Source organism: Bradyrhizobium sp. USDA 4451, from assembly GCF_054822585.1.
The window spans coordinates 7,801,264-7,813,765 of sequence record NZ_JBTRCH010000001.1 but is presented as its reverse complement, the minus strand read 5'-3'; the positions used below and the strand labels follow the sequence as shown (position 1 = coordinate 7,813,765).

Genomic DNA, 12,502 nt, shown 5'->3' with positions numbered 1-12,502 from the left:
ACGGCTTGCGCGAACGCGCGCCCCGTTGGCTCATGCGGGCTACGGCAGCTCGATCAGAGGAAAGCGCGAATGCCGATGCCGCAGATGCTTGCCGACTACGAGATATCAGCCGATCCAAAGCGCCTCGACTTCGAGGTCATTCACAGCTTCCTGGCGCAGGAGAGCTATTGGTCGCAGGGCATTCCGAAATCGACCGTGACGCGCGCGATCGCAAATTCGCTCTGCTTCGGCGTCTATCAGGGCACGGCGCAGGTCGGCTTTGCGCGTGTCGTCACCGACAAGGCCACCTTCGCGCTGCTCGCCGACGTGTTCATCCTCGAAGCCCATCGCGGCAAGGGCCTGTCGAAGCGGCTGATGCGCAGCGTCGTCGAGCACCAGGACCTGCAGGGCCTGCGGCGTTTCCTGCTGCTGACCTCGGACGCCCATGGATTGTACAGCCGGTTCGGGTTCGAGCCGATCGGCAACCCGTCGCGCTTCATGGAGATCCTCCGGCCGGATATCTATCGCGCGCGTTGATGGCTTCGTCCGTCGTCATTCGGCAGCGTTCCTGATCGTCGGCGGTTCTTCGTCGCGGTCGGTTCTTTTCGCCGTCCAGTTCGACAGCGCGTTCGAGAGCCGGTCGAGATAGAGATACACGACCGGCGTGGTGAACAGGGTGAGCGCCTGGCTCACGAGCAGGCCGCCGACCATCGCATAGCCGAGCGGCTGGCGGATTTCCGATCCCGTTCCGGTGCCCAGCATCAGCGGGACGCCGCCGAGCAGGGCTGCCATCGTCGTCATCATGATTGGGCGGAAACGCAGCAGCGCCGCCTTGCGGATCGATTCCTGCGGCGACAGATGCTCCTCGCGTTCGGCGGCGATCGCGAAGTCGACCATCATGATGCCGTTCTTCTTCACGATCCCGATCAGGAGGATGATGCCGATCAGAGCGATCAGGCTGAAGTCGAATCCGAACGCCATCAGGATCGCCAGCGCACCGACCCCGGCCGATGGCAGCGTGGACAGGATCGTGAGCGGATGGATGTAGCTTTCGTAGAGAATGCCGAGGATCAGATAGACCACGACCAGTGCGGCCACGATCAAGAGCGGCACCGAACTCAGCGATTGCTGGAAGGCCTGCGCGGTGCCCTGGAAGCTTGAACTGAGCGTGGCCGGGGCGCCGAGATCGGCGACGGCATTCTGAATGGCATCGGTCGCCTGGCCGAGCGCGACGCCTTCCCCGAGATTGAAGCTGATCGTGGTCGCAGGAAACTGCCCTTGATGGGCGATCGCGAGCGGGCGCACCGGAACCGTCGTCCACTTGGCGAACACGGAGAGCGGCACTTCATCGCCCGTCGTCGGTGACTTGATGTAGAGCTTGTTGAGCGTGTCGAGCTTGCCCTGCAGTTCGGGGAGGATCTCCAGGATGACATGGTAGCTGTTGAGCTGGGTGAAGTATTGGGCCACCTGGCGCTGGCCGAACGCGTCGTATAGCGTGTCGTCGATCAATTGCGGCTGGATGCCGAAACGCGACGCGGTGTCGCGGTCGATGGTCATCGTCACCGTCGTCCCTTCGGTCTGCTGGTCGGTGGCGACGTCGCGCAGTTCGGGCAGGGTCTTCATTCTTGCCAGGATCTTCGGCGCCCATTCGTTCAGCTCGGCAAGGTTGGCGTCCTGCAGCGTGTATTCGAATTGCGTCCGCGTGGCGCGGCCGCCGAGCCGGACATCCTGCGACGCCTGCATGTAGAGGCGCGCGCCCTCGACCGCTTCGAGCTTCGGCCGCAGCCGCGCGATGATCTGCTGGGCGTTGGCGTTGCGCTCTTCGTGCGGTTTCAGCGTGATGTACATGCGGCCCGAGTTCAGCGCGGTGCCGCCGCCGCCGATGAACTCAGCCATGCTCTCGACCGCGGGATCGGCCCGGACGATCCTGCTGAGCTCCTCCTGATGCTGCTTCATATCGGCAAACGAGATGTCCTGGGCCATCTCCGAGACGGCGTTCAGGAAGCCGTTGTCCTGTTGCGGGAAGAAGCCCTTGGGGATGATCACGAACAAGTAGACCGACACCGCCACCGTCGCGAAGAAGATGCACAGCGTGGTCCGGCTCCAGCGCAGCGCCAGGTCGAGCCCGCGTTCATAGCCGCGCAGCATCCGGTCGAATGCCGCCTCGCTCCATTGGTAGAGCCGGCCGTGCCTGGCTTCGCCATGCGCACGCAGGAAGCGCGATGCCATCATCGGCGTCAGCGTCAGCGACACCACCAGTGAAACGAAGATCGCCATCGCGAGCGTCACCGCGAACTCGCGGAACAGGCGGCCGATCACGCCGCCCATCAACAGCAGCGGGATCAGCACCGCGACCAATGAGATGCTGATCGACAGGATCGTGAACCCGATCTCGCCGGCGCCCTGGAATGCCGCGGCGAGCGGCCGCATGCCCTGCTCGACATATCGCGTGATGTTTTCCAGCATGACGATGGCGTCGTCCACCACGAATCCGACCGCAATCGTCAGCGCCATCAGCGACAGGTTGTCGAGCGTATAGCCGAACACCCACATCAGCGCGCAGGCGCCGAGCAGCGCGAGCGGCACGGTGACGGCGGGAATCACCGTGGCCCAGAAGCTGCGCAGGAAGATGAAGATCACCATCACGACCAGAACGATGGTGATCAGCAGCGTGATCTGCACGTCCTCCACCGCGGCACGGATGGTCAGCGTCCGATCGCTGATGATCTTGATCTTGATGGCCGGCGGGATCGCGGCGATCAGCCTCGGAAGTTGCGCCTTGATCCGGTCGACCGTGCCGATGACATTGGCGCCGGGCTGCTTGAAGATGACCAGGAACACGCCGCGTTTGCCGTCAGCCCAGGCGGCCTGCTTCATGTCTTCCGGCCCGGAGACGGCTTGGCCGATGTCGCGAATCCGCAACGGGCCGCCGTTGCGGTAGGCGACGATCACATCATTCCAGTCCTTGGCCTCCGTGAGCTGATCATTGGCGTAGACCGTGTAGGCGCGCGTCGTGCCGTCGATGTTGCCCTTCGGACTGTCGACCGTCGTGATCGCGATCTGGCTGCGGATGTCTTCCAGCGAAAGCCCCTTGGCGACCAGCTTGGCGGGATCGATCTGCACGCGGATGGCGGGCTTCTGCTGCCCGCCGATGAACACCTGGGCGACGCCCGAGATCTGGCTGATCTGCTGGCCGAGCTGGGCGTCGACCGCATCGCTCACCTTGATCAGCGGCAGGGTGTCCGAGGTCGCCGACAACAGCAGGATCGGCGAGTCCGCCGGATTGACCTTGCGATAGGTCGGCGGCGAGGGCAGGTTCTTCGGCAGCTGGCCGCCTGCGGCATTGATCGCGGCCTGGATGTCGTTGGCGGCGCCGTCGATGTTGCGGTTCAGGTCGAACTGAATGGTGACCGCGGTCGAGCCGAGCGAGCTCGTCGAGGTCATCTGCGCAATGCCTGGAATCTGCGCGAACTGCCGCTCCAGCGGCTGCGCGACGGAAGACGCCATGGTTTCAGGGCTGGCGCCGGGCAAGCTCGCGGAGATCTGGATGGTCGGAAAGTCGACCTGCGGCAGCGGCGCGACCGGCAGCAGCGGATAGGCCACCATGCCGACGAACAGAATGCCGGCCATCAGCAGCGACGTGCCGATCGGGTAGCGGATAAACGGAGATGAGATGCTCTCGTTCATTTCTGCAATCCAAATGAACGGCAGGCGCATCTTTTCCCGAATGCCGGGAGTCGTCCTCGAAAGCTCGAGCGCGAACGCGCGTTTTCCTCGCCATGGCCAATCGGCAGATCGCGGAGCCGAGCTTCGCGTCTACCTGTTTTGCGCCAGCATAATCATTCCGAGGGACGGCGCGCGAATGGAAACGTCAAAATGGCTCATTCGACCTTCGTTCAATCGTCGGAATCCGTGCAGTTGCACAAGATATATCGGATTACGACATAGTTACAGAAGCTGGTTGGTCCGGCGGTGTTGCCAAGTACACTTTCTTCTGCCTCATCCAACGCAGTCTCGCGCTGGCCGCCGGGAGCCCGGTCATGTTCCTCGTCCCATGGGAGCCGGACGCGCGTCCGACCGCCTAGGAACGATGGCCTCGTGGAACCCGTTGCTCCGATTCGAACCAGGAAAGGAGTTCACATGAAGAAACTGGCAACGATCGGTTTGGCGGCGGCAATGATGCTGTCAACGTCACTCGCCTTCGCCCAAGGCGGTGGTGGCTCCGGAGGCGGATCGGCCGGCGGCGCGGGTGCGGGCGCGGGAACGGGAAGTTCGGGCACAGGAACCGGCACCGGCTCTTCGGGCACCGGCGGCACCACCGGCATGGGAACGGGCTCGGGAATGAGCAATCCGCCCGGCAGCACCACCGGCAACATGAACAGCCCGAACACCTCGACGCCGAATTACTCGACCGATCCGAATAACAACTCCGCGACCGGCACCGGGACATCGAACCTGCCGGGCAACAACAGCGGAACGCGGACCAATCCGCGGTGACCGCGAGAGCCCCGCCTAAGGCATGATCCGGAAAGTGCGAAGCGGTTTTCCGAAAAGATCATGCCCAACAAGGAGCTGAAGCGCGATGACGATTGAACTTCATGTCATCGCGCTTTGCGCGGGGCTTTTCGTTCTGCCTTCTTCGCAGGCCTCGCCGCTGCCGCTTTCGCTGCCGGCTGCACCCGCAAGCCGTCCACGAACACATCCAGGAGCCTGAGCGCGTTTGTCTGCCAGCCCGGCTGGTCGTGCATGTAGCACATGCCGATCAGCGCGCGCAGCACGTCCTCGGCGCTGATGTCCTCGCGGATCGCGCCGGCTGCGACGGCGCGCGCGAGCAGGGTGCCGATCGCCTTGGTCAGGCGATCGAACGAATAGGCGTGCAGCTCGGTCGAGCCGGCCGCGACCAGCGCAAGCGCGGAGACCATGCCCTTCTTGGTGGCGACGAATTCCACATTGGCGCGCAGCCAGCGCCGCAGCGCCGCGACCGGCTCGGGGGCGTTCTGCAATTGCTCGGCCAGATCGCCGAGCTGCTCGACCTCGCGGCGATAGACCGCCTCATACAGCGCCTCCCGGGTCGGGAAGTGGCGATACAGCGTGCCGATGCCGACGCCGGCATGGCGCGCCACGGCCTCCAGGCTCGCCTCGCTGCCGCCGGCCGAGAACACGGCCTTGGCGGCTTCCAGCACGCGCTCGCGATTGCGCACCGCATCGGCGCGCGGCTTGCGGACAATTTCTGGTGACGAGCCGGCCATCCTTTTTCTTTTCCCCTCCCTTGTAAACGGAGGATGCCTCCGTATATGGCGACCAGCACCGGGCCCGACAAGGCGCGCCGACCCCTTGGATCGGCGGCCACGGGTTCGCGCTGCCTCGATTCAACCCGACCATACACGGATCGGAGCGCCTTGCATGAATCTCCCACTCAGTCTCACCATCAACGGCGTCCGCCGGGAAATGGTCCTCGACGACCCCCGCGTCACGCTGCTCGACCTGCTGCGCGAGCGGCTCGACCTCACCGGAACCAAGAAGGGATGCGACCGCGGCCAGTGCGGCGCCTGCACCATCCTGGTCGACGGCCGCCGCATCAATTCCTGCCTTGCGCTCGCCGTCAGCCATGACGGCGCCGAGATCACCACGATCGAAGGCGTCGCGCGCGGCGGCGAGCTGCATCCGGTGCAGGCCGCCTTCATCGCCCATGACGGCTTCCAGTGCGGCTTCTGCACCCCGGGCCAGATCATGAGCGGCATCGGCCTGATCCAGGAGGGACAGGCGGGCTCCGACCCGGAGCGGGTGCGCGAATGCATGAGCGGCAATCTCTGCCGCTGCGGCGCCTATCAGGGCATCACCGAAGCCGTGCTCGAGGCCCAATCCAACATGACCGCCAGCAGGCAGAGGCGCTCCGCATGATGAACTTCGATTATGTCAGGCCGGCCAATGTCGCGGACGCGATCGCGGCGGCTTCCGAAAAGGGCGCGAGCTATCTCGCCTCCGGCACCAATCTGCTCGACCTGATGAAGGGCGGCGTCAGCCGGCCGAGCCGGCTGGTCGACGTCACGCGTCTGCCCGGGCTCGATCGCATCGAACGTCTCGCCGACGGTTCGCTTCGCATCGGCGCGCTGGTGCGCAACGCCGATCTCGCGCATGACGCGGAGTTCGCGCGCAACTATCCGGCGGTCGCCGAGGCGCTGCTGTCAGGTGCATCCGCCCAGCTGCGCAACGCCGCCACCGTCGGCGGCAACCTGATGCAGCGGACGCGCTGCGCCTATTTCTACGACGCCGGCAGCGCCTGCAACCGGCGCTGGCCGGGCGCCGGCTGCGACGCGCTGCAGGGCGAGAACCGCCTGCACGCGGTGCTCGGCTGGAGCGAGGGCTGCATCGCGACCCACCCGTCGGATTTCTGCGTGCCGCTGGTGGCGCTCGATGCGATCGTCGAGATCGAGGGCAAGGGCGGCCGGCGCGAGCTGCCGCTGGAGGCGCTGCATCGTCTGCCCGGCGATGCGCCGGAGCGTGAGACCGCGCTGGAGCAGGGCGATTTGATCGTCGCGCTGCGGCTGCCGGCCGATGCGAACAGTTTCGCCGGGCATGCGCGCTACATCAAGGTCCGCGAGCGCACGTCCTATGCCTTCGCCGTGGTCTCCGCCGCCGCTAGCTTGCGCATCGAGGACGGCCGGATCCGCGAGGCGCGGCTGGCGCTCGGCGGCGTCGCCGCAAAACCGTGGCGGTCGCGGGAGGCCGAACAGGTGCTCGCAGGCGTTGCGCCCGATGCCGCGATCTATCGCGAAGCGGCGCGCGCCGCGCTGACGGAGGCAAAACCGTCCGGCGACAACGCCTTCAAGATCGAGCTCGCGCAACGTATCGTCGTGCGCGCGCTCACCCTTGCCGCCGCAGGCACGCCGGACCGCATTGCCGCGCTGCCGGGCTCTCCCTTCTCATCCGTTGCAGGAGCGTAGCGCATGACGGTTGAACTCAATCTGACCCGCGACCCCGCCCATCTCAGGCACGGCTCGAACATCGGCCAGTCGCTGACCCGCACCGAAGGCGTGCTGAAGGTGACCGGCAAGGCGCGTTATGCCGCGGACAATCATCCGCCCGGCATGGTCTATGCCGTGATCGCGACCAGCTGCATCGCGCGCGGCCGCGTCAAATCGCTCGATGTCGCCGCCGCCAAGCGCCATCCCGGCGTGATCGACGTGATGACGCCGGCGCACAAGCCGGAACTTGCTGAAGACCCGGACGCCAAGGGCAACCCGTTCGCGTTCCGCATGGAGCTGCTGCAGAGCGACGAGGTGCGCTACGCCAACCAGGCGATCGCGGTGGTGATCGCCGAGACGCTGGAGGCCGCCACCGAAGGCGCGGCGCTGCTGTCGCCGCGCTACCAGGTCGAGATCGCACGCGTCGGCCTCGACGCCACCGAGGCCTATGTGCCGCCGGCGGTCGGGATCGGCAATCCCGCCGAAGTCCGCCACGGCGACATCGATGCGGGCTTCGCCGCGGCCTCGAAACGGATCGACGCGACCTACCAGACCCCGGCGCAATATCACAACGCGATGGAGCCGCACGCGATCGTCGCGGTGTGGGACGGCGACCGCCTGTTCCTGGACACGCCGAGCCAGGGCATGGCGATGGCGCAGATGCGGATCGCCGGGCTGTTCGGAATTCTGCCCGGCAACATCCACATCAACAGCCCGTTCCTCGGCGGCGGCTTCGGCTCCAAGGGGCTGATCTCCGGACCGCAGGTGCTCGGCGTCATGGCGGCCAAGCTGGTCGGGCGTCCGGTCAAGCTGGTGCTGCGGCGAAGCCAGATGTATGGCCCGGTCGGCCATCGTTCAGCGACGAGGCAGCGGATCCGGATCGGCAGCGACGATGCAGGCCTCTTGACCGCGATCGATCACGAGGCGCGCATCACGACGTCGAGCTTCGACGATTTCTACGAGCCCGCCGCCGACGCCTCGCACACGCTCTATGCCAGCCCCGCGATCCGCACCGCGCATGAAGCGGTGCGCGTCGACACCGGCACGCCGCTGTTCATGCGCGCCCCGGGCGAGGCCACCGGATCGATCGTACTGGAAAGCGCGATCGACGAGGCGGCGTTCGCCTGCGGCATCGATCCCCTGGAATTCCGGCTGAAGAACTACGCCGAGGTCGAGCCGACCACCGGCAAGCCGTTCTCCTCCAAGGCGCTGCGCCAGTGCTACGCGAGAGCGGCCGAACGTTTCGGCTGGGTGGGACGTCCGCTGCAGCCCAGGCAGATGCGCGACGACAACGGCTTCCTGGTCGGCTGGGGCATGGGCACCGCGACATTCCCGGCGCTGATGTTCCAGGGCAATGCCCGTGCCATGATCCGCGCCGACGGGCGCGGCGTGATGGAGAGCGGCGCGCATGACATGGGGCAGGGCGCCTGGACCGCGCTGGCGCAGATTTCGGCCGATGCGCTCGCGCTCGATCTCGATCAGATCTCGTTCCGGTCGGGCACCTCCGATCTGCCGGATGCCGGCATCGCCGGTGGTTCGGCGCATACCGCAACGGTCGGCGCCGCGATCCACAATGCCGGTGCGGCCGTGATCGCAAAACTCGCCGAGCTTGCGACCTCGGACCAGCGCTCGCCGCTGTTCGGCGCCGGCAATGCCGGCGTGGTGGCGCGGGCCGGGCGGCTGCACCGCCGCGACGACGATGCACGCAGCGAAAGCTATGCCGAGATCCTGGCGCGCGCCGGCGTCGCCGAGGTCGAGGCCTCCGGCACCGGCGCGGCCGATCCTGCCGCGCAATCGCAATATGCGATGCACGCGCATGGCGCGGTGTTCGCCGAGGCCAAGGTCGATCCCGAGCTCGGCCAGATCCGCGCCACCCGGCTGGTCGGTGCGTTCGCCGCCGGCCGCATCATCAATCCGCTGATGGTCTCGAGCCAGCTCCGCGGCGGCATGATCTGGGGCCTCTCCTTTGCACTGCACGAGGAGGCGGTGATGGACCGTCGTTCGGGGCGCATCCTCAATGCCAACCTCGCCGAATATCATGTGCCTGTTAATGCCGACGTGCCGCCGATGGAGGTCATCACGGTCGACGAGCACGATCCGCACGTCAATCCGCTTGGCATCAAGGGCGTCGGCGAGATCGGCATCACCGGCAGCGCCGGCGCCGTCGCCAACGCCGTATTCCACGCCACCGGCATCCGCGTGCGCAATTTCCCGATCAAGATCGAGGACGTCGTGATGGGGTTGAGGTGATGCGGCGTGACGTGAGGGCTCCGCAATAACAGGTGTCGTCCCGGCCTAGTGCGCAATTGCGCACTAGGCCGGGACGACGTGGGATAGCCTTCGCCGGGACGACGGATAGGTTGGGGCCTCACCCCGCCGCCGTCACGCAATTCACCCACAGCACCACGGCTTTGGCATCGCGCGCCGGATTGGAGAAGCGATGCGGCCGCCGGCTGGCAAATCTAAAACTGTCGCCCTGCTTCAGCGTCCAGGTCTCGGTGTCGACCGTCAGCGTCATCTCGCCCTGAAGCACAAGGCCGGCTTCCTCGCCGTCATGGGTGTAGAACTCGTCGCCGGTGTTGCCGGCGGGGTCGAGATGCACCAGGAACAGATTGAGCCGGCTCTCGCTGCCGGCGGGGCTCAGCAGCTGCTTTGAAATGCCGGTGCGCCACAGCTTCAGCTCGGCGCGCTGCACCTCGCGGGTCACGACGCCGCCGGCGCCGTCGTCTTTCGGCGTAGCGCCGAACAGCGCGGCGATGCCGACGCCGAGCACGTCGGCGAGCGTCGCCAGCACGCGCAGCGACGGCGACGACAGGCCGCGCTCGATCTGGCTGACGAAGCCGATCGACAGCTCGGTGCGCGCGGCGACCGTCTCCAGCGACATTGCCTTGTCGCGGCGCAGGTCGCGGATCCGCCGCCCGACCGCGAGATCCATCGCGGGCTCGGCCGGCTTCTTGTCCAGCTTCTTGATGGGCTTTTTGGCCGTGCGGCGGGCTGTCACGGGCTTCGCTGCCGCGCCTTTGCGCAATCTCCTGCTGCCGCTCACGTCAGTCCGCTTCCTTCATGTGCATGAAAACCGCTTGCATTGGCCGCGGTTTCGTGACCACAATTTCATATTGGTGAAAATAGGCCGGAACGGCGTCGCCCGCAACCCAAAGCGCTGACACAGCGGGCGCAGCGGCACCGGGGCCGATCTCGGGAGGTGGTGCGATGTCCTTTCAGCGTTTCGTCCAGGCCGCGGTCGCGGCGCTTGCCCTTGCCGTGAGCGCGCCGTCGCCGGCGCAGCAGGTGCTCAAGGTCGGATCGACGCCGACCGGCATCCCCTTCACCTTCCTCGACACCAAGACCAACTCGATCCAGGGCATCATGGTCGATCTCGCCACCGAGATCGGCAAGGATGCCGGCTTTGCCGTGCAGATCGAGCCGATGCAGTTCTCCGCGCTGATCCCCTCGCTGACCGCAAATAAGATCGACATCATCGCCGCCGCGATGTTCGCCACCGCCGCGCGCAAGGAGGTGATCGACTTCTCCGAGCCGGTCTACACCTATGGCGAGGGCCTCGTGGTGCCGAAGTCCGACACCAAGGCTTACGCCTCGCAGGAGGATCTGAAGGGCACGGTGGTCGGCGCCCAGGTCGGGACTGCGTTCGTCGACGCGCTGAAGAAGACCGGTCTGTTCAGCGAGGTCAAGGTCTACGACACCATTCCCGACATCCTGCGCGACGTGAATGCCGGCCGCCTCAAGGCCGGCTTTGCCGATTATCCGATCCTCGCCTACAATCTGCAGCAGGGCAATTTCGCCGACGTCCGGCTGGTCGACGGCTACAAGCCGGTCACCGTCGGTACCGTCGCGATCGGCGTGCGCAAGAGCGACACCGAGCTGCTCGCCAAGATCAACGCCTCGCTGGCGAAGCTGAAGGCCAACGGCACGATCGCGAAGATCCTGGAGAAATGGGGCCAGAAAGGCGGCGCGTCGTGAGCGTGCGCGACTGAACTTGCCGGGCTACGCAAGGTCAATGACCCGTCATCCTGAGGAGCGGCGTCTTCGCCGCGTCTCGAAGGATGCACGGCCCGGCCGGTGGCCGTCGACCCTTCGAGACGCGCTGCGCGCTCCTCAGGGCGACGGAATATTCAGCCGGTGACGGAACAGATACGTAGAGCCGATGCAAAAATTCTTCCATGACGCCGTCGAGTTCGTGCCGATCCTGTTGCAGGGTGTCTGGCTGACCATCGCCGTCACCGTCGGCTCGCTGCTGCTGTCGACCGTGCTCGGCTTGGTGTGGGCGCTGATGCGGGTGTCCGGCATCCGCGTTTTCGTTGGCCTCAGCGCCGCGCTGATCAATGTGATCCGCGGCATCCCGATCATCGTGCTGCTGTTCTACATCTATTTCGTGATGCCGGATTTCGGCATCGCGCTGTCGGCGTTGCAGGCTGCGATCATCGGGCTCGGCATCGCCTATTCGGCCTATCAGGCGGAAAATTTCCGCGCCGGCATCGAGGCGATCGACAAGGGCCAGATCGAGGCGGCGCAGACCATCGGGATGGGCTGGTGGCTCACGATGCGCCGCGTGGTGCTGCCGCAGGCGGTGCGGATCATCCTGCCGCCCTACGGCAACATCATGATCATGATGCTGAAGGATTCCTCGCAGGCCTCGACCATCACGGTCGCCGAGCTCGCATTGCAGGGCAAGCTGATCGCCTCCTCGACCTTCAAGAACACCAGCGTGTTCACGCTGGTGGCGCTGATGTATCTCACCATGAGCATCCCGCTCATCCTGCTGGTTCGGCACTTCGAGAACAAGGCGAACCGCAAATGATCGAACTCAACGACGTCCACAAGAGCTTTGGCAAGGTCGAGGTGCTGAAGGGCATCACCGCTTCGGTCGCCAGGAGCGAGGTGGTCTGCATCATCGGCCCGTCCGGCTCCGGCAAGTCGACCATCCTGCGCTGCATCAACGGGCTCGAGAGCTACGACCGCGGCGAGATCAGCGTCGAGGGCGCGCGCGTCGACAGCAACGACCGCTCGATCGTGGCGATCCGCACCCAGGTCTCGATGGTGTTCCAGCGCTTCAACCTGTTTCCGCATCGCACCGCGCTCGAGAACGTCATCGAGGGACCGCTGTACGTGAAGAAGGAGCCCCGCGAGCAGGCGATCGCGCGCGGCCGCGCGCTGCTGGCGCAGGTCGGCCTCGCCGACAAGGCCGAGGTGCATCCGCCGAAGCTTTCCGGCGGCCAGCAGCAGCGCGTCGCGATCGCGCGGGCGCTGGCGATGCAGCCGAAAGCGATCCTGTTCGACGAGCCGACCTCCGCGCTCGATCCCGAGCTGGTCGGCGAGGTGCTGTCGGTGATGCGCAAGCTCGCCGACGACGGCATGACCATGGTGGTCGTCACCCACGAGATGGGTTTTGCCCGCGACGTCGCCGACCGCGTGCTGTTCATCGACGGCGGCGTCATCGTCGAGCAGGGCGCCGCCAAATCCGTCCTCAACGAACCGCAGCACCCGCGCACCCAGGATTTCCTGCGCCGCGTGCTGCATCCGTTGTGATCCGGTCTCCTGCA

Annotated in this window: 11 protein-coding genes; 8 read left to right on the top strand and 3 right to left on the bottom strand. The window is 65.9% G+C overall.

Annotation, left to right across the window (positions count from 1 at the left end):
- Positions 1-69: 69 nt before the first annotated feature.
- Positions 70-516, top strand: a complete 447-nt coding sequence (locus tag ACVMB0_RS36610) for a GNAT family N-acetyltransferase (RefSeq protein ID WP_461349321.1) — start codon at positions 70-72, stop codon at positions 514-516.
- A 15-nt stretch (positions 517-531) separates the two neighbouring features.
- Here ACVMB0_RS36610 and ACVMB0_RS36605 read toward each other — a convergent pair whose 3' ends face one another.
- A complete protein-coding gene (locus ACVMB0_RS36605; RefSeq protein WP_461349320.1) occupies positions 532-3,666 on the bottom strand; it encodes a multidrug efflux RND transporter permease subunit in 3,135 nt (1,044 codons plus the stop codon).
- Between the two features lie 453 nt (positions 3,667-4,119).
- Between ACVMB0_RS36605 and ACVMB0_RS36600 the strand changes: the two genes are divergently transcribed.
- The gene (locus tag ACVMB0_RS36600; protein WP_456797707.1) at positions 4,120-4,476 is read left to right on the top strand and encodes a hypothetical protein; all 357 of its coding nucleotides are present in this window, start codon (positions 4,120-4,122) and stop codon (positions 4,474-4,476) included.
- A gap of 104 nt (positions 4,477-4,580) precedes the next feature.
- Here the strand turns inward: ACVMB0_RS36600 and ACVMB0_RS36595 are convergent, their stop codons facing one another.
- A complete protein-coding gene (locus tag ACVMB0_RS36595) occupies positions 4,581-5,228 on the bottom strand; it encodes a TetR/AcrR family transcriptional regulator (protein WP_461349319.1) in 648 nt (215 codons plus the stop codon).
- 154 nt (positions 5,229-5,382) lie between these two features.
- Here ACVMB0_RS36595 and ACVMB0_RS36590 point away from each other — a divergent pair, with 154 nt between their 5' ends.
- Genes ACVMB0_RS36590 through ACVMB0_RS36580 form a run of 3 tightly spaced genes read left to right on the top strand, consistent with a single transcriptional unit; the run spans position 5,383 to position 9,194 of the window.
- Entirely contained in the window at positions 5,383-5,880 is a 498-nt protein-coding gene (locus ACVMB0_RS36590; protein ID WP_456797709.1) for a (2Fe-2S)-binding protein, read from the top strand.
- Positions 5,877-6,923 carry an FAD binding domain-containing protein gene (locus tag ACVMB0_RS36585; RefSeq protein WP_461349318.1) on the top strand — a complete coding sequence of 349 codons (1,047 nt, stop codon included), beginning with the start codon at positions 5,877-5,879 and terminating at the stop codon, positions 6,921-6,923. The genes ACVMB0_RS36590 and ACVMB0_RS36585 overlap by 4 nt, the downstream gene beginning before the upstream one ends.
- A 3-nt stretch (positions 6,924-6,926) precedes the next feature.
- Entirely contained in the window at positions 6,927-9,194 is a 2,268-nt protein-coding gene (locus tag ACVMB0_RS36580) for a xanthine dehydrogenase family protein molybdopterin-binding subunit (protein ID WP_461349317.1), read from the top strand.
- Positions 9,195-9,312: 118 nt separating this feature from the next.
- Here ACVMB0_RS36580 and ACVMB0_RS36575 read toward each other — a convergent pair whose 3' ends face one another.
- On the bottom strand, positions 9,313-9,990 hold the full coding sequence (locus tag ACVMB0_RS36575; protein ID WP_461349316.1) for a cupin domain-containing protein: 678 nt from the start codon (positions 9,988-9,990) through the stop codon (positions 9,313-9,315).
- 164 nt (positions 9,991-10,154) lie between these two features.
- Here ACVMB0_RS36575 and ACVMB0_RS36570 point away from each other — a divergent pair, with 164 nt between their 5' ends.
- From ACVMB0_RS36570 to ACVMB0_RS36560, 3 genes are all read left to right on the top strand, one after another.
- Complete coding sequence (locus tag ACVMB0_RS36570; protein ID WP_461349315.1) at positions 10,155-10,922, top strand: ABC transporter substrate-binding protein; 768 nt, start codon at positions 10,155-10,157, stop codon at positions 10,920-10,922.
- 184 nt (positions 10,923-11,106) lie between these two features.
- Positions 11,107-11,760 (top strand): amino acid ABC transporter permease, encoded by a 654-nt coding sequence (locus tag ACVMB0_RS36565; protein WP_461349314.1) that lies wholly within the window; start codon positions 11,107-11,109, stop codon positions 11,758-11,760.
- Positions 11,757-12,488: an amino acid ABC transporter ATP-binding protein gene (locus ACVMB0_RS36560; RefSeq protein WP_461349313.1), complete on the top strand. Its 732-nt coding sequence runs from the start codon at positions 11,757-11,759 to the stop codon at positions 12,486-12,488. Before ACVMB0_RS36565 ends, ACVMB0_RS36560 begins: the two co-directional genes overlap by 4 nt.
- Positions 12,489-12,502: the final 14 nt, after the last annotated feature.